The sequence below is a fragment of the Streptomyces sp. LBL genome, assembly GCF_029893585.1.
In the GTDB taxonomy this organism is placed as follows: domain Bacteria; phylum Actinomycetota; class Actinomycetes; order Streptomycetales; family Streptomycetaceae; genus Streptomyces.
Map to the genome: position 1 here is coordinate 62,850 of NZ_JARXYX010000030.1, position 20,825 is coordinate 83,674.

Below are 20,825 nucleotides of genomic sequence, written 5' to 3' on the forward strand. Positions count from 1 at the left end.
TGGGGCGGGCGGGCTGACGTCGGTGGATGCTTTCAGCCTCGCACGGGTCCCGGGGTCACGGACGGAGGAGTCGGGTGGGATCAGCTGTCGGAGCCGCCCGCCCGCAGCGTGGCGAGGTCGGCCTTGACGGTGTTGACCGGGATGGCGAAGCCGAGGCCCACGCTGCCCGCGTCGGACGAGGACGATCCGGCGGCGGCCGAGTACATCGCCGAGTTGATCCCGATGATGTTGCCGTTCATGTCGATCAGCGCGCCGCCGGAGTTGCCGGGGTTGAGCGAGGCGTCCGTCTGGAGCGCTTTGTACGTCGTCGTGGACGAGCCGGTGTCGCCGTTGAACTGCCGGCCGCCGAACTCGAACGGCCACTGGCCGTTGCCGCCCTGTTGCTGTTGCTGTTGCTGCTGGCCCTCGCCGGTGGAGACGGTGACATCGCGGGCCAGGGCGGAGACGATGCCGCTGGTGACGGTGCCGGTCAGGCCCTCGGGGGAGCCGATCGCCACGACCTGGTCGCCGACCTGGACACCGGAGGAGTCGCCGAGGATGGCCGTCGCCAGACCGGAGGCGTTCTCCAGCTTGATCAGGGCGAGGTCCTTCTTGCTGTCGGTGCCGACGACCTTCGCGGTGTACGTCCTGCCGTTGCTCGTGCTCACCTTGATCGAACTGGCGCCGGAGACGACGTGGTTGTTGGTGATGATCTCGCCGGCGCTGGTGATGATCACGCCCGAGCCGGTGGAATCGCCGGCGTTCGAGTTGGCTTTGATCTCGACGATGCTCGGACTGACCGCCTTGGCGACTCCGGCGACGGTCCCCTTGTCGGCGGAGGGCACCACGTTTGTGCTGGTACTGCTGCTGACGGCGACCGTGTCGGTACCGGTCAGCTCCTGGATGCCGTACGCCGTCCCGCCGCCTATCGCCGCGGCGACGATCGCCACGGCGGCGATCAGCGGGACCGGACCCCGGGTGCGCTTCCTGGGTGCTGCGACGGGCGCGGGCCCGAACCCGGACCCGGGCCCGGGCCCGGGGAAGGCGGGCGGTTGGGCCGGCGGGGGCGGCCACTCGGGGTTCACCGGGTTCGCCGGGTTCGCCGGGTTCGCCGGGTTCACGGGGGAGGCGGAGTGCTGCTGCTGGGGGTACGCGGACTCGTGGCCGTGCCCCTGGGGGTTCTCGTACTCGCCACTGCGGCGGAAGCTCTCGGTCATGGCAATCAGCTTGTCCGCCGACCATGAGAGCTCCCTGAGCGCCGCCTGAGAAGCCCGGCAGAACCTTGTTCGCCCGATATAAAGACGCTTCTCGCAGCTCGCGGAGGTCTCTCAGAAAACCCTCAGAGGCCCTCAGCAAAGCCCCTCAGCAAAGCCCCTCAGCAAAGCCCCGTACGGCTACCGCGACGCCGCCTCACACGCAGCCGCAGGAACCGCGCACCACCAACCGCGACGGGAACTGCTTCAGCCGCTCCCGCCGGGACCCGGCCACCCGCAGCCCGTCGTCCAGTACGAGGTCCACAGCGGCCCGTGCCATCGCGGAACGGTCCGAGGCGATCGTGGTCAGAGGCGGGTCGGCCAGGGCCGCCTCCTTGATGTCGTCGAAGCCGGCCACCGCCAGCTTGCCGGGCACGTCGATGCGCAGCTCGCGCGCCGCGCGCAGCACGCCGATGGCCTGGTCGTCGGTGGAGCAGAAGATCGCGGGCGGCCGCTCGGGCCCCGCGAGAATGCCGAGCGCGATCTGGTACGCGTCGTAGCGGTTGTACGGTGCCTCGAAGATCCGGCCCTCGGTGGGGAGCCCGGCTTCCTGCATCGCGCGCCGCCAGCCCTCGACGTGGTCGGAGACGGGGTCGCCGACGGCCGGGGTGTCCGCGGTGCCGCCCATGCAGGCGACGTACTCGTAGCCGTGCTCCAGCAGATGGCGGACGGCGAGCTGGGCACCGCCCAGGTCGTCCGTGACGACGGCGACGTCGTCGATGGCCTCCGGCCGCTCGTGCAGCAGCACCACCCGGGCGTCCCAGGCGTCGATCTCGGCGGCGGCGTTGTCGTTCAGCGCGTGACTGACGAGGATGAGGCCGGAGACGCGCATGCCGAGGAAGGCGCGCAGGTAGTGGACCTCGCGTTCGCCGACGTAGTCGGAGTTGCCGACCAGCACCATCTTTCCGCGCTCGGACGCGGCCTGTTCGACGGCGTGCGCCATCTCGCCGAAGAAGGGCTGGCGCGCGTCGGGCACGATCAGGCCTATGAGATCCGTGCGCCGCGAGGCCATCGCCTGGGCGACCCGGTCGGGCCGGTAGCTCAGTTCCTTGATCGCGGCGAGGACACGCTCGCGCGTGGCCGGGGCGACCGGCCGGGGTCCGTTGTTGATGACATAGCTGACGACGGCGGTGGATGTTCCCGCCAGCCGCGCCACGTCATCCCTGGTTACCTTGGCCACGGGCGGAGTCTACGCGGATGGACCCGCCCCGGGCAGGGCCTGCAGACGCCTCCGGGGGCGGAAGCACCTGAGCGGAATGCCCTGCCCACCCCCGCTACGCCTCCGCCGCGATCTCGGCGGCGTCCAGAGCGGCCGTCTCGTCCGTATCCTCCGCTTTTGCCGGGACGGTCTTGGGCTTCGCGTCGTCCGTGGCGCGCTCGCCCTTCTCCGGCGTAACGAATCGATAACCGACGTTCCGGACAGTCCCGATGAGCGACTCGTGCTCGGGTCCGAGCTTGGCGCGCAGGCGTCGTACGTGCACGTCGACGGTCCGGGTGCCGCCGAAGTAGTCGTAACCCCAGACCTCCTGGAGCAGCTGCGCGCGCGTGAAGACGCGGCCCGGGTGCTGGGCGAGGTACTTCAGGAGCTCGAACTCCTTGAAGGTGAGGTCGAGGACCCGGCCCTTGAGCTTGGCGGAGTAGGTCGCCTCGTCGACCGAGAGGTCACCGTTGCGGATCTCCATGGGGGAGTCGTCGTTGACGATCTGCTGGCGGCCCATGGCCAGACGCAGGCGGGCCTCGACCTCCGCCGGTCCGGCGGTGTCCAGCAGGACATCGTCGACGCCCCAGTCGGCGGTGACGGCCGCGAGGCCGCCCTCGGTCACGACGAGGATGAGCGGACAGCCGGGCCCGGTGGACCGCAGCAGTTGGCACAGGCTGCGGACCTGCGGAAGGTCACGGCGCCCGTCGATCAGAATGACGTCAGCACCCGGGGTGTCGACGAGGGCGGGCCCCTCCGCCGGAGCCACGCGCACGTTGTGCAGCAACAGGCCCAGAGCGGGGAGTACCTCCGTCGACGGCTGGAGGGCGTTGGTCAGGAGCAGCAGAGAACTCATATGTCTGGTTCCTCCTCGGTCCCTGCGAGGACGTGTGCGGTGCGGCACTGCTCTGCGATCCCGGGGGCCCCGTACACCTGCGGTTTCCCGCGCCGTATACAACGCTTCCGAAAGCACAAAAGGACCCGGGGGCTACGTTGCCCGAGTCCTCTGTCCAGCAGAATAGCCCACATGAGCACGGGTTCGGCAGGTCATGTGGCGCGATCCATGGTTCGTCCGCACTCCGAGACGAGCATACGTACGCCTTTGCGGACGTTTCTGCACACCGCCGATGGTGTGTCGATCGATTCCGTATACGACCCGGGCAATGTCGTATACGACGCCTCGACGTCATCTTCCGGCGGTCTCGTGTTCGTGATCGCGCACGGTTTCACGGGCGACGTCGACCGTCCCCACGTACGGCGGGTGGCGAAGGCCTTCGCGCGGTACGGCGCCGTGGTCACGTTCTCCTTCCGCGGCCACGGAGCCTCCGGCGGGCGCTCGACGGTCGGCGACCGCGAGGTGCTCGACCTGGCGGCCGCGGTCGAATGGGCGCGTTCGCTCGGGCACCCGCGCGTGGCCACGGTCGGCTTCTCCATGGGCGGCTCGGTGGCCCTGCGGCACGCGGCGCTCTACGGCGAGAACCCGCCCGAGGGAGAGCGGGTGCGCGGGGGAGTGGGGATGCAAGGGGGAGAGGAGATGCAAGGGGGAGAGAGGACGCACCAGGGGCGTGCGGAGGCGGCGACGGACGCCGTCGTTTCGGTGAGCGCCCCTGCCCGCTGGTACTACCGGGGCACGGCCCCCATGCGCCGACTCCACTGGCTGGTGACCCGCCCCGAGGGCCGCATGGTGGGCCGCTACGGATTCCGTACGCGCATCCACCACCGCGACTGGAACCCGGTGCCGGTGTCCCCGGTGGAGGCGGTCCCGAGGATCGCGCCGATCCCCCTGTTGATCGTGCACGGCGATCTCGACGGCTACTTCCCGCTCGACCACCCCCGCATGCTGGCCTCCGCCGCCGGCGACCACGCGGAACTCTGGCTGGAGCCCGGCATGGGCCACGCGGAACACGCGGCCAGTGACGGGCTGCTCGCCCGCATCGGGGACTGGGCTGTCGGTCGGGCGGGCTAGCCTGACCGTGTACACCGCCGATTGACTGCCGATTGATTGAGGAACCTGGATGGCGAAGGTCACGGTGCGCTACTGGGCCGCCGCGAAGGCCGCGGCCGGGGTCGCCGAGGAGCTGTTCGACGCGGACACCGTCGCCGAGGCGCTGGACGCCGTGCGTGGGCGGCACCCCGGCGAACTCGTGCGCGTCCTGCGGCGATGCTCGTTCCTCGTCGACGGTGACCCCGTGGGCACCCGCGGACATGAGACGGTAGGGCTGGCCGACGGCGGCACGGTCGAGGTACTCCCGCCGTTCGCAGGAGGGTGACGATGACCGACCAGCCGTACGAAGGGCCGTACGAAGGCCCGTACGAGGCGCCGTACGAAGGCCCGCACGATGGGCAGCAGCGGCGGTACCAGCAGCAGCCGTACCAGGGACAGCCGCAGGGGCCGTACCAGAATCAGCAGCAGGGACAGCCGGGGCCGGGGCCGTACCAGAATCAGCAGCAGGGACAGCCGGGGCCGGGGCCGTACCAGGGTCAGCAGCAGGGACAGCCGCACCCGGGCTACAACCCGTACTCGCAGCAGGCCTACGAGGATCCGCAGGCCGCCCAGCAGTACACGCAGCAGTGGCAGGGGCAGACCTGGGAGACGCAGATGCATACGCCGGTGCCGTCGGTGGGGTCGGCCGAGACGGCGTATCTGCCGCAGCAGGCGCCGGCGGAGCCGGACTACGCCTCCTACGCGCAGCAGCAGCCGCAGACCCCCGCCCCCCAGACCCCCGCCCCCCAAACCCCTGCCCCGCAGGCCCCCGCCTCGCAAACGGGGACCGCCGACGAGCCGGCCCCCTCCTACGGCTCCGCCACCATCGCCGGCAACGCGCGCATCACCGACGCCCAGCGCGCCCGCCTCGAAGGCCGTTCCCCGATCATCGAACCCGGCATGCAGCCCGCGGCGCTCACCGCGGTTCTCGGGCTGCTGCTCTCCGGTACGGCGGCCATCGGGACGTACGCCCTCCTCGTACCCCTCGTCGTCCTCCAGGCGGTGACGGCGGCCGGCTGGTTCCGGCTGAACGGGATGTGGCCGGCCCGGCAGGGCATCGCGCTGGCGTACCTCGGGGCACTGGTGGCGGACGCCGCGCTGCTCGTGGTCGGCCGGGAGAACGGGCCCGCCGCGATCCTCGGCACGCTGGGCGTCTGGGTCCTCCTCACCCTCGTCCTCCAACTGCGTTCGCACGCCGAGCCGGACGAGCGGATGTACGGCCTGATGGCCACCGTCACCTCGGCGGCCCTGGCGATCGTCGCGGCCGGACACCTCGCGGCCGACCCGGACGCGGTCACCGTCGGCGCGGCCGCGGTGGCGGTCGCCGTCCTGGCCCGCGCGCTGCCCCTGCCGACCCCGGCCTCCGTGATCGTCTCCCTGCTCGCCGCGGCGGGCGCGGGCATCGCGGTCGGCGGGATGACCGGCCTGGGCGCGAAGGGTGCGCTGCTGGGCGCGGGCGCGGCGGTGTGCGCACTGATCGGACACCGGGTGGCGAGCTACGACTACCCGTCGAGGTTCGTGCACTTCACGGCGGGCGTGGCGTTGCCGCTGGCCGCGGCGGCACCGGCGGTGTACGTGCTGGGGCGGGCGCTTGCGTAGCCGGGGTGGGGCGCTGAGGCAGCCGGGGTAGGGGGAGGGCAGCGGCGCCTGCTCCTCCGGCCCGACTTGCGGTGCTCGGGACTGCCACGCCCGGTTCTGGGGCCCGGCGCCCGGTGCTCGGGCCTGCACACCAGGTGCCTCTCGTGTCACAGGTCCTGTCACAGGTGATCAACAATTTCCCAGCGGCACAGCGGACCGGGTTACCCTCGCGCTCGACGGCCACCCGGCTGTCGAGAACAACCGCCCTGGGGGGAATCACCGCATGCGCGCCTTGCGAATACTGCTGATCGTCGTCGTGATACTCGGCGGCCTCTTCGTGATCGCCGATCGCGTCGCGGTCAACTTCGCGGAGGGCGAGGTCGCGGACAAGCTGAAGACCAGCGAGAACCTGACCGCCACCCCGGACGTCTCCATCAAGGGCTTCCCCTTCCTCACCCAGGTCGCAGGCGGCGAACTGGACGACGTCGAGGTCGGCATCGACGACTATGAGGCGGACACCGGCACCAGCGGCGGAACGATCCGTATCGACGGCCTCCGGGCGGACATGAAGGGCGTCGCGTTCTCCGGCGACTACAGCTCGGCCACCGCGGCCACCGCCACCGGCACCGCGTCGATCACCTACGACGAGCTGCTGAAGGCCGCCAAGTCCGAGCCCACCGAGGTCGCCCCCGGCGTCACCGCCAACATCGTCGGCCTCTCCGACGGCGGCAACGGCAAGATCAAGGTCGCGGTCGAGGGGACGGTGCTCGGCACTGAACTGCCGAAGCCCGTCTATGTGGTGAGCACGGTCACCGTCCAGGGCGACACCGTGAAGGTGCACGCCGACTCGCTGCCCTCGTTCGGCGGTGTCGACCTCGCTGAGAACCGGGTGCGGACGATCACCGACTTCGAGCAGAAGATCGAGGGGCTGCCCGGCGGTATCAAGCTGGACAACGTGCAGGCGGTGAAGAGCGGTGTGGAGATCACGGTGAAGGGTTCGAAGGTCAGGCTGGCGGGGTAGGACGACGCCCGGTGGACAGCCGGGCGTCAGCCGGACGGCGGGCAGCCGCCGGCCAAGCCGACGGACAGCCGGGCGTCAGCGGACGGCGGGCAGCCGACAGACAGACAGCCGGCCCCGTAGTCGACGGACGGACAGCCCGGCGGCGACGGACGGCGGACGGACGACGGACGGCTGATGGACAGCCCCGGAAGCGGCCGACCAACCGACCGACCGACCTGCCGACCGGCCGACGTCCGAAAGGCGAGACGCCGCCGTCCGTACCGCAGATGCACCGGCGGCCGCACCCGTCCGTGAACCGTGCCGCCACGGCTTGAGGGCCCACTCTTTCTCGCATCCCGGACGATCGCGTCTCAAGATACGACACGCCGGTGACACGCCTGCCTGTCCCTCCCTACGATCGAGTACATGCAGTGTTCGACGAGCGTCCTCCGATCGCGGGGACAGGCGGATCTCACGAAGCGGCGGGCAGTGGACCTGTGCCGCGTCGCCGCCATGCTCTGTCGACCTTTCTGAGCGGAAGCCCCGACTTCCGCGTTCCCGCCGCCCTGCCGAGTGCATCCGTGCGCGCAAGCCTTCTGACGGCCCCGACGCGCACCCCTCTCGACTCGCACGCCCCGCCGTAACTGCCCCGGAGGAGAAAGAGCATGAGCCGCAGCGACGTCCTGGTCGATGCCGACTGGGTCGAGGCCAACCTCGACAACCCGAGCATCGCGATCGTCGAGGTGGACGAGGACACGTCCGCCTACGAGAAGAACCACATCCGCAACGCGATCCGCATCGACTGGACCCAGGACCTTCAGGACCCGGTCCGCCGTGACTTCATCGACGAGGAGGGCTTCGACAAGCTCCTGTCGGCGAAGGGCATCGCCAACGACACGCTGGTGATCCTCTACGGCGGCAACAACAACTGGTTCGCGTCCTACGCCTACTGGTACTTCAAGCTGTACGGCCACGACAACGTCAAGCTTCTCGACGGTGGCCGCAAGAAGTGGGAGCTGGACGCCCGCGAGCTGGTCGAGGAGGTGCCGGAGCGCGCCACGACCGACTACAAGGCCAAGCCGCAGAACAAGTCCATCCGCGCCTTCCGCGACGACGTGGTGGCGGCCATCGGTTCGCAGAACCTGGTCGACGTCCGCTCGCCCGACGAGTTCTCCGGCAAGCTGCTCGCCCCGGCCCACCTGCCGCAGGAGCAGTCGCAGCGTCCGGGTCACGTCCCGTCCGCCCGCAACATCCCGTGGTCGAAGAACGCCAACGACGACGGCACCTTCAAGTCGGACGAGGAGCTCAAGGAGCTCTACGCCGAGGAGCAGGTCGACCTCGCCAAGGACACCATCGCGTACTGCCGCATCGGTGAGCGCTCGGCCCTCACCTGGTTCGTCCTGCACGAGCTGCTCGGTGTCGAGAACGTCAAGAACTACGACGGCTCCTGGACCGAGTACGGCTCCCTCGTCGGCGTCCCGATCGAGCTCGGCGCCAACAAGTAACCCACCCCGACCGACCTCTCATCACCCCCTTCAGGAGTACGACATGTGTGGAGCGAAGGCCGGCGGCCCCGACGCCTCGACGATCAAGCCCGGTGAGACCACGATCCAGGGCCAGGTGACCCGTGACGGCGAGCCGGTGACCGGCTACGTCCGGCTCCTGGACTCGACCGGCGAGTTCACCGCGGAGGTTCCCACCTCCGCGACGGGTCAGTTCCGCTTCTACGCGGCCGAAGGCACCTGGACCGTCCGCGCCCTCGTCCCCGGCGCCACAGCCGACCGCACGGTCGTCGCCCAGCAGGGCGGCCTGGCGGAGGTCGCGATCGCGGTCTGAGAAGGACCTGACGGCCGAAGGGCCGCACCCCTGGGCTGGACCCGGGAGTGCGGCCCTTCGGCCTGTTCCGGCCTACCCTGGACGTATGTTGGCCCGCCGACGACACGCTTATTTCGCGATGATGGGCACCTGCATCGCGCTGTTCGTCCTGGCCTGGGGAGTCGTCCGCATCTGGTCGGTTCCCGTGGCCGTCGGGATGTGCGTGGTGGCCATGGTCATCCCGCCGTTCGCCGCGATGGTCGCGAACCGACGCGGCCCCGACGACCGCTGGTGGGACGACCCCTCCGGCGACCCGAAGTCCGACGAGTGGTGGGACGAGCTGGACGGGAAGAAACGGCCGAGGTAGGAAGACCGACCCACCGGACGCCGTCCCCGAGTCCAGTCCAGTCCAGTCCAGTCCAATCCAGCCCAGCCCAGCCCAGCCCAGCCCGGTCCGGTCCGGTCCGGTCCGGCCCGTATCCGTAGACCGGCCCGTATCCGTAGACCGTCCCGTATCGGCAGACGTCCCGGTAGACCTCAGTACACGAGCGCCTGTGTCTCGTCCCCCAAGGCCTCCTGGACGAAGACCTGGGCACCGGCGATGCGGATGCCCTCGATGACGTCCTTCTCCGTGATGTCGCGGCGGGCCGCGCACTGGGTGCACAGGGTGACGCGGCCGGCCGAGACGATCGAGTCGAGGAGGTCGGGCAGCGGAGCCGCGTGCGGGAGTTCGAACTCGGCGGCGCGGCCCGGGAGGGCGAACCAGGCGGACTCGCCCGTCAGCCACAGGGAGACCTCGACCCCGCTGGCGACGGCCACCGCCGCCACCGTGAACGCCTGCGAGCAGCGCTCGGGAGCGTCCGACCCGGCCGTCACCTTGATCACGAGCTTCTTCGCCATGACCGAATCGTAGTCACCCCCTTACGACTCCGGGTATCGGCCATGGGTCTCCTGCGAGGCCCGGGTTCCGGCCGCGTAAGCTGGGGCCCGGCTCTGTACTGCCCTATGTCTTGTGTACTGCGTCTTGTGTACCGCCCGTTAGCGATCGTCCGAGGAGCACCCCGTGGAGATCTTCTTCGAAGCCCTGCTGATCCTGGTCTGCGTCGGAGTGCTCGGCTTCGCCTGGCTGACCGTGAAGAAGCTGTACCAGGGCCAGCGCTGACCCACGTCTAGGAACTGCTACTCATGATCGAGATCCCGTCCGACCTCCACAAGGAGCTCGTGCCCCTCGCCTTCCTGCTCGGCAACTGGGCCGGCGCGGGCGTGCACGACTTCCCCGGCTCCGAGAAGTGCAACTTCGGGCAGGAGGTCACCTTCACCCACGACGGCCGGGACTTTCTGGAGTACCGCTCCCACACCTGGGTGCTGGACAACGACGGCAACAAGGTCCGGCCCCTGGAGACCGAGTCCGGCTTCTGGCGCATCGACGCCGACCGCAAGGTGGAGGTGACGATGACCCGCGACGACGGCGTCGTCGAGATCTGGTACGGCGAGCTGGCCCACCAGAAGCCGCAGATCGACCTGGTCACCGACGCGGTCGCCCGCACCGCCGCCTCCGGCCCGTACACCGGCGGCAAGCGGCTGTACGGCTACGTCAAGAGCGACCTCATGTGGGTCGGCGAGAAGCAGACCCCCGAGGTCGAGCTGCGCCCCTACATGTCGGCCCACCTGAAGAAGGTCGTCACCCCGGAGGACGTCGAAAGCTGGGCCAAGGCCCTCCCGGACGACCTGCCGGACGACGGCATCGCCTTCTTCAAGTAATCGCGCCCCGCACCTCCGCCGGCTCCTCCCGGGGCCCTTTGAACGTCCCCCGTGCCGCAGTGGCCCGGGGGACGTTGTGCGTAGGGCCCCCTGGAGTTATCTGTTAACCCTGGCAGGCTCTTATGCGGATTAACAAAATGCGGTGCACAGCAATGCGCTTGCGGTGCTCTGGAGTGTACGGCTACGGTGGCGACGTCTTGGTAGAGCGAGTGCCGAAGGCTTCGTGAACGCGCGAAACCCCGGTCGCATTAGGCCTGCGACCGGGGTTCCGGAGGCTGTGCTCTGGGTGGCTTGCGAAGCAGAGGCGAGCCCAGAACATTCACCGCACACCGTAGCACGGCGCATCGCTGGATGCGCTGGGGGGAAACCATGACCAATTGCCTGCCTGAGTGGATGCCGCGTGACCTGTCCCTGCCGCGGTTGCGGCGTTACATCCGGGCCGCCCATGGCGACGCCCGGGCAGCGGAACGGTTGTACTGGTGGAACATCGAGGTGTCGGCCGCCCTGCTCGGCCCCCTGCACTGCCTGGAACTGGCCCTGCGCAACGCTCTGCACGACGGGCTTGCGCGACATCACGGCAGGCCGGATTGGTGGACGGTTGCGCCCTTGAACGAACGCGGGCTCAAGCTCGTGGGTGACGCCCGCCGCTCATGCGGGCGCCGCCTGCCGCGCACGACGTCGGACGACATGGTGGCGGAGCTGTCCTTCGGCTTCTGGGTCTCGCTGCTCAGCCACGGCTCGGGTTACGACCGGCACTTCTGGGTGCCCGTCCTGCACGGGGCGTTTCCGTACTACCGCGGACGTCGCGACCGCCTCTACCGCGACCTGACCTCACTGGTGCTGCTGCGTAACCGTGTCATGCACCACGAGCCGGTCCACCACCGGCACCTCGCCGCCGACCATGACACCATCTACCGCGTGCTCGGCTACCTCAGCCCGGAGCTGGCCAAGGAGGCACAGGCCATGGACCGGTTCCCGGCCGTGCTCGCCGGCAAGGCGGACGCCCTGGTCGGCACCAGACCGCCGCGGTTCTGACGGAGGGAGCGCTGTGACCGACTCCGAGTTCGCCGGTGTGCTCGTCTCCCGGCCCGACATCGCGCGCCTCGCGGGGGTGAAGCGCCCCGCTGTCACCAACTGGCAGCGGCGGCACGCCGACTTTCCCCTGCCGACGGACCCGGGTGCCGATGTCGAGCGATTCCGCGCCGATGAGGTGCTGGTCTGGCTGTCCGGGCGGACCATCCCCGCGAACGCCCTGCGTCCGGGCGAACCGGTGGGAACGACCTACGGCGACCGGTTCCGTGCGGGGCTTCCCGGAGGGACAGCCGGCGGGCTGCTCCGGACGGTCGAGCGACTCGCGGGACCGGAGGCGGACCGGCTCCGGGGGCCCATGCAGTTGGACCGCTATCTCCTGTGGCTGCTGTACCTCGTCCTGAACCAGGTCGTGGAACCCGACGACGGCCTCGCCAAGGCCGTGGACAGCTTCCGCGAGATGGTGCGTGACTTCAACCCGCCGAAGACGACACTTCCGCGCCGGCTGCTGGCCGAACTCGCCGACACACTCGCCCGCACCAGCGCGGGCTCCGTGCAGGAGAGTCGAAAGGCGTTCGACCATGTTCTGGTGCGCTGGCGGGCAGCGCACGCGCGCGAGGGCGGCGCGTTCTTCACCCCGCCCTCCGTGAGCCGGGTCATGGCCGGGGCGCTGGCCGCCGTACGGCCTGGGGCGGTACGCGTGCACGATCCATACGGCCGGACCGGAGAACTGCTCGTCGCCTACCTGGATGAGGTTGCCGCGCACGGTGGCGCGCTGCCCCGAATCAGCGGCAGAGTACCCGATGCCCTGGAACGGCAGGTCGCGGAGATGAACCTGCGGGTGCACCATGGCCGTGCCGTGCGGCTCGGTGAAGGACCGTTCACCCCGGCGCTCGACCCTTTCGCCGATCCCCCCGGCGCCTTCGACGTGCTGCTGACCAACCCGCCCTTCGGCCGACGCCTGGAGGACGTTGACCCGCCGCCGTACTGGCCCTACGGCACTACCCGCCGGTCCGAGTTCGACTGGCTTCAGTATGCCGTCTCGCGGCTCGCTCCCAAGGGCCAGGCAGCCGTGCTGATGCCGGCGGGGGCCGCTTTCAACGCCGGTGCCGCAGCGACGGTGCGGGCGGGGTTGGTGGAGGCCGGGGCCGTGGAGTGCGTGATCGCGCTCCCTGCCGGGCTCTTCACCCTCACCACCGTCAAGACGCAGATCTGGTTCCTGCGCTCCCCCGGCTCCGAGGAGGCGGGGGACCCCGAGGTGTTGTTCGTGGCGGGCGAGCATCTCGGACACCACGTCACCCGGACCCAGCGGATCCTGACCGACGACGAGGTCATGCTGCTGGTGGGGGAGTACGTGTCTTGGCATGCGGCGAGGGCGGCCGGGCGCTTCTTCGAGGGCACTCCCGGCCTGAGCCGGGCCGTGCCCCTGTCGGGCATCGCGGCACACGGTCACAGCCTGGACCCCGCGCTGTACGCCGGCCCGCCCGGCCGGGCCTCGGGCGCCCGAGAGGCCGGACCCGCCGTGACCCGGGAAAGGCTGGCGAGGCTGACCGAGGAGATCACGAGCGTGCACGCGCGGGCGGAGGCGGCCGACGCTGAAGCGGCCAGGTGGCTCAGGAGGTACGGACTGTGACGACGCCCGACGAGTTCGTGCCGCCAGCCGGCTGGTCGCGTGTCCCCCTGCGGGAACTGTGCGCGTCCATCCAAGCCGGGCCGCACCAACGCGCCGAGGACAAGGGCCGTACCCAGGCGGACGGTGGGACCCCCCTCGTACTGCCGCGCGACCTGCGCGGTCGGCGGATCGCCACCGAGGACGCCGCGGCCGTACCGGCGATCCCCGTGGACCGAGCGCGGACGCTGGCGAAATACGAATTGGCCGAAGGGGACATCCTTCTTACCCGGACCGGCACCGTGGGCCGCTGCGCACTGGTCACGGGGGAGCACGCGGGCTGGCTGTTCCACCCCAACCTGGTACGGCTCAGGCTGCATGAGGCGAGAAGGGTCCCGGCCGTGTATCTGGCCGCTTATCTGAGCGCGACGGCCGCACAGGACTGGATCAGGACGCGGACGGCCGGAGCGGTCATCCCGTCACTGAGCATTCGCATCCTGGGCGAACTGCCCGTCCTCCTGCCGCCAGCCGCCGAGCAGGCGGCGATCGGTGCCACGCTCGCCGCCCTCGACGACAAGATCCAGGCACATATCGAGATCGCTCGCGCGACCCGCGCGTACCGCAGCGCGCTCGCCGACGCCCTGATGAACGGCGTTCTGACGGTCGAGCCGTGACTCGGCGCGCACCGCCCTAGACTTGGGGGTGTGGTGAGCACCGACTGGAAGAGCGATCTGCGGCAGCGCGGTTACCGGCTGACCCCGCAGCGGCAACTTGTGCTCGAAGCCGTGGACACCCTGGAGCACGCGACCCCCGACGCCATCCTCGTGGAAGTGAGGAAGACGGCGTCAGGGGTCAACATCTCCACCGTGTACCGGACCCTGGAACTCCTGGAGGAGCTCGACCTGGTCAGCCACGCGCATCTCGGACACGGGGCGCCGACCTATCACCTCGCGGACCGGCACCATCACATCCACCTGGTCTGCCGGGACTGCACGAACGTGATCGAGGCGGATATGAGCGTGGCCGCCGAGTTCACCGCCAAGCTCCGGGAGGAGTTCGGCTTCGACACCGACATGAAGCACTTCGCGATCTTCGGCCGGTGCGAGGACTGTTCCCGCAAGGCCTCCCGGACTTCTTCACTCAAGGGTTCAACTACCGAGTCGTAGGCTAGGCGTATGAAGAGCCCCCTGCTGACCCTGCCCGGCGCCGTCTCCGCCGAAGGCGTGGACGAAGGCGTCGCCGCCCACTACGGCGACCTGTTCCGCGAGCAGCGCACCCTCGCCGACGGCACCGGCTTCGTGGACCTCTCGCACCGCGGAGTCGTCGCCGTCTCCGGCGAGGACCGGCTGACCTGGCTGCACCTGCTGCTCACCCAGCACGTCAGCGACCTCCCGTCGGGGCAGGCCACCGAGGCACTGATCCTGTCCGCGCACGGCCACATCGAGCACGCCCTGTACCTGGTGGACGACGGCTCGACGACCTGGGCGCACGTGGAGCCCGGCACCCAGGACGCGCTGATCGCCTACCTCGAGTCGATGAAGTTCTTCTACCGGGTCGACGTCGCCGACCGCACCGACGACTTCGCGGTCGTCCACCTGCCCGCCGGTTCCATCGGCGAGGTTCCGGAGGGCGTCGTCGTACGCGAGACGGCGTACGGCCGTGACCTGTTCCTTCCACGCGCCGACCTGGAGTCGTACGCCGAGAAGTCCGGTCCCGCGGCCGGGATCCTCGCGTACGAGGCTTTCCGCGTCGAGCAGCACCGCCCCCGCCTGGGCTTCGAGACCGACCACCGTACGATCCCGCACGAGCTGGGCTGGATCGACACCGCGGTGCACCTCCAGAAGGGGTGTTACCGGGGGCAGGAGACCGTCGCGCGGGTGCAGAACCTGGGCAAGCCGCCGCGCAGGCTGGTCTTTCTCCACCTTGACGGCAGCGAGGTCTACCTTCCCCCTGCCGGCACCGAGATCCGCCTCGCGGACGAGGGCCCCGACGGCCGCAAGATCGGCTTCATCACGACGTCCGTACGCCACCACGAGCTCGGTCCGGTCGCACTCGCGCTGGTGAAGCGGAACGTGCCGCTGGACGCGCGACTCGTCGCCGATACGACGGCCGCGGCCCAGGAAGTCGTCGTAGAGCCCTAGATTCGGAACCTCTCGGTTTTCGGAACCCTGGATTTCCTGGATTTCCTAGATTTCGATGAGGACGGTGAACGGGCCGTCGTTCGTCAGCGAGACGCGCATCTGCGCGCCGAAGCGGCCCGTCGCCACCGTCGCTCCGAGCGAGCGCAGTCGGGCGACCACCTCGTCGACCAGCGGCTCGGCCACATCGCCGGGGGCGGCCGCGTTCCAGGTGGGGCGGCGGCCCTTGCGGGCGTCGCCGTAGAGGGTGAACTGGCTGATGACCAGGAGTGGGGCGTCGATGTCGCTGCACGACCTCTCGTCCGTCAGCATGCGGATCGACCACAGCTTGCGGGCGAGCTGGGCCGCCTTCTCCTTGGTGTCCTCGTGGGTCACACCGACGAGGACGCACAGCCCCTCCCCGTCGATCTCCCCGACCGTCTCGCCGTCCACGACGACGCTCGCGCCGTCCACCCTCTGCACCACTGCACGCATACGACCATCATGCCGGGCGTCCGCTCGCGCTCCGCACGGGCCATCACGGGCCATCACGGGTGATCACGGGCCGTCACGGACCTTCCGTAATGATCCTCAACCCGCCCATCTGGGGCCGTTCGGGGCTGATCGGGGGCCCTCTGTCACATAGCGGCCACTGGGGGTGGCACGATGCTTCCACACGCCGGTCGAGGGGACGGTAGAGGCACATGAGCACACCGAGTACCGGGCGGCTGGGCATGACCAGCCAGCGTCCGCCCGTGCAACGCACCGACAGTCCGCCCTGCGCGTCGGCCACCGGCCCGCCCGAGCCCGATCTGGCCGTGCTGAGCCTGCCCGAACTGCGCACGCTGCGCCGGGACGGCCAGCGCGACGAGGCCGACCTCAGCTACGTACGACGGCTGCTGCAGGGCCGTATCGACATCCTGCGCGCGGAGTTGGCTCGGCGCTCTCCCGTGGGCGCCGCGTCGGTGCCGGCGCAGGGGGAGGCGTCCGTGGTCGAGCGGCTGCCGGAGATCCTCACCGACGCCCCGGCCCGGCACCGTTCCTCGGCCCGGCATGTGACGCTGGGCACCCCGCACAGCGAGGAGTACCGGCTGCTGGCCGCGGAGATGCTCGCCGACGTCGAGCTCTCCGACCTGGACGCCCGCACGGACCTGGAACTGAACACCGCGATGGGGCGGCTCGTGCGGTACGAGCAGCAGGTGTCCCTGCGGCGGCAGCGGCTGCAGCGGACGGCGGACGGCTGCAGCGCGGAGATCGCCCGCAGGTACCGTGAAGGGGAAGCACAAGTCGACGACCTGCTCATGTGACACGGCGGCCGTACCGGCGATCCCGGGGGCGGTCGCCGGGGTGGGTCCCCTCCGTCCGGAAGGCCACCGCCCATGCCCGCGTCCGCTGCCATACCGCCCATGGCGTCCGTGCCGTCCGTGCCCTCCGTACCGCCCGTCCTCGCCGAGGTCGTCCGCTCCGGTTTCGTCGAGGGGCGGCACCGGGGGAGTCTGGTCCTGCTGGACGCGGACGGGGCGGTGGAGCTGGCGCTCGGGGACGTGACGTCCCCCGTCTTCCCGCGCTCCTCCAACAAGCCGATGCAGGCGGCGGGCGTGCTGCGGGCGGGGCTGGACCTGTCGGGCGAGCGGTTGGCGCTGGCTACGGCCAGCCACTCCGGGGAGCCCTTCCACCGCGACCTGGTCCACAAGATGCTGGACGAGCACGGGCTGGACGAAGGACTGCTGCAGTGCCCGCCCGATCTCCCGCTGGACGCGGAGGAACGGGAGATGTACCTGGCGTCGGGCGAGGTCCGCTCCCGCGTCACCATGAACTGCTCCGGCAAGCACACCGCGATGCTGGCCGTGTGCGCGCTGCGGGAGTGGCCGCAGGACTCCTACCTGGACCCGGCACACCCGCTCCAGCAGCTCATCCACCAGGTGGTGGAGGAGGCGGCGGGCGAGAAGGTGGCGGCCGTGGGCACGGACGGCTGCGGGGCCCCTCTGGCGGCGATCAGCCTCACCGGCCTGGCCCGCGCCTACCGTACCTTCGCCCTCGCCGACCCGGACTCCGCCGAGGGGCGCGTCGCCACGGCCATGCGCACCCACCCCGAGTACGTCGCCGGCACCCGCCGCCCCGACACCTGGCTGATGCGCGCCCTGCCCGGCGCCCTCTCGAAGATGGGCGCGGAGGCGGTCCAGGCGGTGGCCCTGCCAGACGGCCGGTCACTCGCGTTCAAGGTGGAGGACGGCGGGGCCCGCGCCCTGGGCCCCGTTCTGGCACGCGTACTTCGGCTCATGGGGGTGGAGTCACCGGTGGTGGAGCGCATCGGGCGGGCGCCGCTGACAGGGGGAGCGGGGGTGGTGGGCGAGATCCGGGCGGCTTTCTGAGGCGGTGGGGGTGGCAGGGGTGGCAGGGGTGGCAGGGGCGAGAAAAAATCCCCGCGACGCCCCCGCCCCCGCACCTACCGTGGCCACATGACCCGCCCGTACCCAGACATCGACGTACGCCCCATCATCGAACCCGAACTCGCCGACTGGCTTCGTGCCGTCAACACCGGCTTCCTCCGGGCCCCGACCGTCCCGGACAGCGATCTGGAAGCCCGTCGCCCCCAGTTCCGACCCGGCCGCTTCCTCGGTGCCTTCGACAGCGGACGCTGTGTGGCCACGTTCAGGTCCTTCGACCAACAGCTCACCGCCGTGGGCGGCGCGGCCGTCCCCGCCGACGCCATATCCGCCGTCACCGTCACCGCCACCCACCGGCGCCGCGGCCTGCTGACCCGCATGATGGCCCAGGACCTCGCCGCCGCGAAGGACCGCGGAGACGTCGTGGCCACCCTGATCGCCGCCGAGTACCCGATCTACGGCCGTTTCGGTTTCGGTCCCGCGACCTGGATGACCGAGTGGACCATCGACGTCCCGCGCTCCGGCCTCGACCTCCGACGGCCCGTCCCGGACGACGGCGGCCGTATCGACCTCGTGGACGGTGACGACGTCCGCAAGCTCGGCCCCGAACTCCACGAGCGGATATGCCGGTCCCAGCCGGGCGCGGTCAGCCGCGACGAGATGTGGTGGCGGGTCCGGACGGGACTCGTACGGTTCGACGCGTCGTGGACCGAACCGTTCTACGCCGTGTACCGCTCGCCGGACGGTGAGATCGACGGGCTGGTCTCGTACCACTCGGACGACAACTGGCACGACAAGCAGCCGCACGACACGGCGACCGTGGACTGGCTGATCGCGTCGACCCCGGCCGCCGAGCGCGCCCTGTGGCGCTACCTCTGCTCGATCGACTGGATCACCCTGGTGAAGAGCGGCTGGCGGGCCCCGGACGACCTGCTCCCGTTCTTCCTGCCCGACCCGAGGGCGGCCAGGATCACCGCTCAGTCGGACTGGCTGTGGGTGCGGCTGCTGGACGTCGTACGGGCGCTGGAGGCGCGGACGTACGAGGGGGAGGGGACGCTGGTGCTGGAGGTGACCGACCGGGATGGGCTGGCCGGCGGGCGTTACCGGCTGGAGGCGTCGACGGAGGGTGGATCCTGCACGCGGACGACCGCGGACGCCGACCTCACGCTGGACGTGGCCGACCTGGCGACCCTGTGGCTCGGCGACGAGTCGGCCGTACGGCTGGCGGCGCTGGGGCGGGTGCGGGAAGAACGAGCGGGCGCCGGCCGGTCGGCCGACGCCCTGCTGCGCACGTCCAGGCGTCCTTGGTGCCCGGACATGTTCTGACGCTCCTCCCTTTCGGGGACACGGGGACAGGTACTGCTCTGCATCCGTAGCGAGCTGTTCAGTTGTGGCTGTTCAGTTGTGGCTGTGCTGGTCGTACGTCCGTGAATCAGTACGTCAGTACGTCCGTGCGGACGCCGGTGTTGAGTTGTGGCTGTGCCGTGGGTGCTGACGATCTTCAGTTGTGGCTGTGCAGACCGACCGGGCTCTCGGCTCCCCTCCGGAAGAGAGCCCGGTCAGCCGGACCGGGCGAGCAGCATCACGAGGATCACCGCTCCGATGCCGCCGATCGCGGCGCTCTTGGACTTGATGCCGACGGTGAGTGCGACGAAGGCGACGATGCCCATCGCGCCCAGCTTCCACTGAACGAGCTGCTCGAAGCCGACGGCGAGGGTGGCGATGGCGAGGGCGATCAGCGGCATGTCGGTCCCCCTTCGGGGCGGTGGTCCCTGTCGGTCACCTGGCTGGCCAACCTTATGGAAGGTTGACCATGTTGCTTAAGTTGGGACCAACTTCACTGTACTTATCTCCGCTTGGATGCGTCTCATAACCACCTTTCGAGGAACTGCCCAAAGATGGCGAGAAGTTGTAATGTTTCGTCGTGGACCCTAAACACGCCGCCGTCAATGGGCGGAAGAGGGCACAGCGGTCACACACGTCACATCGCCAGGTGGCCGACGAGCTGCGCGCCCGGATCCGGTCCGGGCAGCTGCGGCCGGGCGAGCGCATGCCCACCCAGGCCAAGCTGGCCGATGAGTTCGGGGTCGAGCGGAGCGTCGTACGGCAGGCGCTGTACATCCTGCAGTCGGAGCAGCTGCTGACCAACGTATCGAAGGGAAGCCCGGCGACCGTGGCCCCGGATCCCGGCCTGGCCAGGCCGCAGACCGGGCCCGCCGCCCCGCCGCTGCCCACCACGGTGGCCCTCGCACCCCGCATAGCGGCCGCCTTCGCGGCTCCGCACGTCGAGATCGACGCCCTGTGCCTGACCTCGGTCTCCCTCACCCTCGCCATCGGCGAGCCGTTGCGTCAGATCCACGCCGGGCGAACGAAACCGGCCAAGGTCGACGTCCGGGTCCTGCTGCCGAGCCGGGACATCGCACTGGCCTTCCCGGTACCGGTGGACGGGCGCGGCGACGTGGATCCGCTGCACGAGCGCTGGCTGGCTCAGCGCAACGCCCAGGGGCAGGTGCTCCGGCACAACCTGCTGGCCCTGCGCGCGACCCACGGCATCGACGTCCAGGTCTCCTTCCGCGCGCTGCCCTTCACCCCGCCGGTGAAGCTGTACCTGCTCAACGGGGAAGAGTCGTTGTTCGCGTACTACACACTGGGCCGTCACGAGGCGGAGATCGACCACGAGTTCCTGGAGACGTACGACGCCCAGGGCACCCAGTCGATGCTGTTCGCCTTCGAGCAGGGCGTCGGCCTGCGTGACACGACGTTCGTGGAGCAGTCCCACCTGTGGTTCAACGCACTGTGGGAGACGATCAGTTCGGAGCTGACGCTCACGACCTGACGTCTCCCGCAGTGAGCTGACCGGGATGCCGTCGACTTGGTCGACTCATAGGGCGGGCCCCGCGACCAGCAGCGCGAGCACGACCGCCCCGACGGAGCTGACGGCCGGGTTCTTCGCTTTGATGCCTATGGTGAGCAGAAGCAGACCGACGACGCCGATGACGCCGTACTTCCACTGGAGGGTCTGTTCGACGCCGACGACGAACGCGGCGGCGAGGAGGGCGAGAGCAGGCATGGTGTTCCTCCTTCAGTTGTTCGACCAACTGGACCAAGTTGGTAA

At 70.0% G+C, this 20,825-nt stretch carries 24 protein-coding genes; 17 read left to right on the top strand and 7 right to left on the bottom strand.

The features are described from left to right. Window positions 1–80 precede the first annotated feature (80 nt). The 3 genes from M2271_RS31070 to M2271_RS31080 all read right to left on the bottom strand — a co-directional run bounded on the left by M2271_RS31070 (window position 81) and on the right by M2271_RS31080 (window position 3,286). The gene (locus M2271_RS31070) at window positions 81–1,196 is read right to left on the bottom strand and encodes a trypsin-like peptidase domain-containing protein (protein WP_280890719.1); all 1,116 of its coding nucleotides are present in this window, start codon (window positions 1,194–1,196) and stop codon (window positions 81–83) included. Between the two features lie 193 nt (window positions 1,197–1,389). Next, complete coding sequence (locus M2271_RS31075; RefSeq protein ID WP_280890720.1) at window positions 1,390–2,412, bottom strand: LacI family DNA-binding transcriptional regulator; 1,023 nt, start codon at window positions 2,410–2,412, stop codon at window positions 1,390–1,392. A gap of 94 nt (window positions 2,413–2,506) precedes the next feature. Further along, window positions 2,507–3,286: a response regulator transcription factor gene (locus tag M2271_RS31080; protein ID WP_280890721.1), complete on the bottom strand. Its 780-nt coding sequence runs from the start codon at window positions 3,284–3,286 to the stop codon at window positions 2,507–2,509. Between the two features lie 171 nt (window positions 3,287–3,457). Here M2271_RS31080 and M2271_RS31085 point away from each other — a divergent pair, with 171 nt between their 5' ends. From M2271_RS31085 to M2271_RS31115, 7 genes are all read left to right on the top strand, one after another. Beyond that, window positions 3,458–4,396, top strand: a complete 939-nt coding sequence (locus M2271_RS31085; protein ID WP_280890722.1) for an alpha/beta fold hydrolase — start codon at window positions 3,458–3,460, stop codon at window positions 4,394–4,396. A 49-nt stretch (window positions 4,397–4,445) separates the two neighbouring features. Further along, on the top strand, window positions 4,446–4,700 hold the full coding sequence (locus M2271_RS31090) for a MoaD/ThiS family protein (protein WP_280890723.1): 255 nt from the start codon (window positions 4,446–4,448) through the stop codon (window positions 4,698–4,700). 2 nt (window positions 4,701–4,702) lie between these two features. Beyond that, on the top strand, window positions 4,703–6,013 hold the full coding sequence (locus M2271_RS31095) for a hypothetical protein (RefSeq protein ID WP_280890724.1): 1,311 nt from the start codon (window positions 4,703–4,705) through the stop codon (window positions 6,011–6,013). Between the two features lie 262 nt (window positions 6,014–6,275). Next, the gene (locus M2271_RS31100; RefSeq protein WP_280890725.1) at window positions 6,276–7,013 is read left to right on the top strand and encodes a DUF2993 domain-containing protein; all 738 of its coding nucleotides are present in this window, start codon (window positions 6,276–6,278) and stop codon (window positions 7,011–7,013) included. Window positions 7,014–7,657: 644 nt separating this feature from the next. Then, window positions 7,658–8,497 carry a sulfurtransferase gene (locus tag M2271_RS31105; protein WP_280890726.1) on the top strand — a complete coding sequence of 280 codons (840 nt, stop codon included), beginning with the start codon at window positions 7,658–7,660 and terminating at the stop codon, window positions 8,495–8,497. A 43-nt stretch (window positions 8,498–8,540) separates the two neighbouring features. Beyond that, window positions 8,541–8,828 carry a DUF1416 domain-containing protein gene (locus tag M2271_RS31110; RefSeq protein ID WP_010351646.1) on the top strand — a complete coding sequence of 96 codons (288 nt, stop codon included), beginning with the start codon at window positions 8,541–8,543 and terminating at the stop codon, window positions 8,826–8,828. 85 nt (window positions 8,829–8,913) lie between these two features. Next, entirely contained in the window at window positions 8,914–9,174 is a 261-nt protein-coding gene (locus tag M2271_RS31115; RefSeq protein WP_280890727.1) for a DUF3099 domain-containing protein, read from the top strand. A 170-nt stretch (window positions 9,175–9,344) separates the two neighbouring features. On the opposite strand, the gene M2271_RS31120 is transcribed toward M2271_RS31115, so the two are convergent. Next, entirely contained in the window at window positions 9,345–9,707 is a 363-nt protein-coding gene (locus M2271_RS31120) for a DsrE family protein (RefSeq protein ID WP_280890728.1), read from the bottom strand. 285 nt (window positions 9,708–9,992) lie between these two features. Here M2271_RS31120 and M2271_RS31125 point away from each other — a divergent pair, with 285 nt between their 5' ends. The 6 genes from M2271_RS31125 (at window position 9,993) to M2271_RS31150 (ending at window position 15,347) form a co-directional block, all read left to right on the top strand. After that, window positions 9,993–10,568: an FABP family protein gene (locus M2271_RS31125; protein ID WP_280890729.1), complete on the top strand. Its 576-nt coding sequence runs from the start codon at window positions 9,993–9,995 to the stop codon at window positions 10,566–10,568. Between the two features lie 369 nt (window positions 10,569–10,937). After that, window positions 10,938–11,603, top strand: a complete 666-nt coding sequence (locus M2271_RS31130) for a hypothetical protein (RefSeq protein ID WP_280890730.1) — start codon at window positions 10,938–10,940, stop codon at window positions 11,601–11,603. Window positions 11,604–11,616: 13 nt separating this feature from the next. Continuing rightward, window positions 11,617–13,230: an N-6 DNA methylase gene (locus tag M2271_RS31135; RefSeq protein ID WP_280890731.1), complete on the top strand. Its 1,614-nt coding sequence runs from the start codon at window positions 11,617–11,619 to the stop codon at window positions 13,228–13,230. Beyond that, window positions 13,227–13,880, top strand: coding sequence for a restriction endonuclease subunit S (locus M2271_RS31140; RefSeq protein ID WP_280890732.1), 654 nt, complete (start codon window positions 13,227–13,229; stop codon window positions 13,878–13,880). The genes M2271_RS31135 and M2271_RS31140 overlap by 4 nt, the downstream gene beginning before the upstream one ends. A 30-nt stretch (window positions 13,881–13,910) precedes the next feature. After that, window positions 13,911–14,372, top strand: coding sequence for a transcriptional repressor (locus tag M2271_RS31145; RefSeq protein WP_280890733.1), 462 nt, complete (start codon window positions 13,911–13,913; stop codon window positions 14,370–14,372). Between the two features lie 9 nt (window positions 14,373–14,381). Continuing rightward, window positions 14,382–15,347, top strand: a complete 966-nt coding sequence (locus M2271_RS31150; protein ID WP_280890735.1) for a folate-binding protein — start codon at window positions 14,382–14,384, stop codon at window positions 15,345–15,347. 45 nt (window positions 15,348–15,392) lie between these two features. Here the strand turns inward: M2271_RS31150 and dtd are convergent, their stop codons facing one another. Further along, window positions 15,393–15,818 carry a D-aminoacyl-tRNA deacylase gene (gene dtd / locus M2271_RS31155; RefSeq protein ID WP_280890736.1) on the bottom strand — a complete coding sequence of 142 codons (426 nt, stop codon included), beginning with the start codon at window positions 15,816–15,818 and terminating at the stop codon, window positions 15,393–15,395. Between the two features lie 209 nt (window positions 15,819–16,027). On the opposite strand from dtd, the gene M2271_RS31160 reads away from it, so the two are divergent. From M2271_RS31160 to M2271_RS31170, 3 genes are all read left to right on the top strand, one after another. Beyond that, complete coding sequence (locus M2271_RS31160) at window positions 16,028–16,630, top strand: aerial mycelium formation protein (RefSeq protein ID WP_280890737.1); 603 nt, start codon at window positions 16,028–16,030, stop codon at window positions 16,628–16,630. Between the two features lie 72 nt (window positions 16,631–16,702). Continuing rightward, the gene (locus tag M2271_RS31165; protein ID WP_280890738.1) at window positions 16,703–17,695 is read left to right on the top strand and encodes an asparaginase; all 993 of its coding nucleotides are present in this window, start codon (window positions 16,703–16,705) and stop codon (window positions 17,693–17,695) included. Window positions 17,696–17,782: 87 nt separating this feature from the next. Next, a complete protein-coding gene (locus M2271_RS31170) occupies window positions 17,783–19,036 on the top strand; it encodes a GNAT family N-acetyltransferase (protein WP_280890739.1) in 1,254 nt (417 codons plus the stop codon). Window positions 19,037–19,269: 233 nt separating this feature from the next. Here M2271_RS31170 and M2271_RS31175 read toward each other — a convergent pair whose 3' ends face one another. Continuing rightward, a complete protein-coding gene (locus tag M2271_RS31175) occupies window positions 19,270–19,455 on the bottom strand; it encodes a hypothetical protein (protein ID WP_280890740.1) in 186 nt (61 codons plus the stop codon). 179 nt (window positions 19,456–19,634) lie between these two features. Between M2271_RS31175 and M2271_RS31180 the strand changes: the two genes are divergently transcribed. After that, the gene (locus M2271_RS31180; RefSeq protein ID WP_280890741.1) at window positions 19,635–20,546 is read left to right on the top strand and encodes a GntR family transcriptional regulator; all 912 of its coding nucleotides are present in this window, start codon (window positions 19,635–19,637) and stop codon (window positions 20,544–20,546) included. Window positions 20,547–20,591: 45 nt separating this feature from the next. Here the strand turns inward: M2271_RS31180 and M2271_RS31185 are convergent, their stop codons facing one another. After that, complete coding sequence (locus tag M2271_RS31185; protein ID WP_280890742.1) at window positions 20,592–20,780, bottom strand: hypothetical protein; 189 nt, start codon at window positions 20,778–20,780, stop codon at window positions 20,592–20,594. Window positions 20,781–20,825 lie beyond the last annotated feature (45 nt).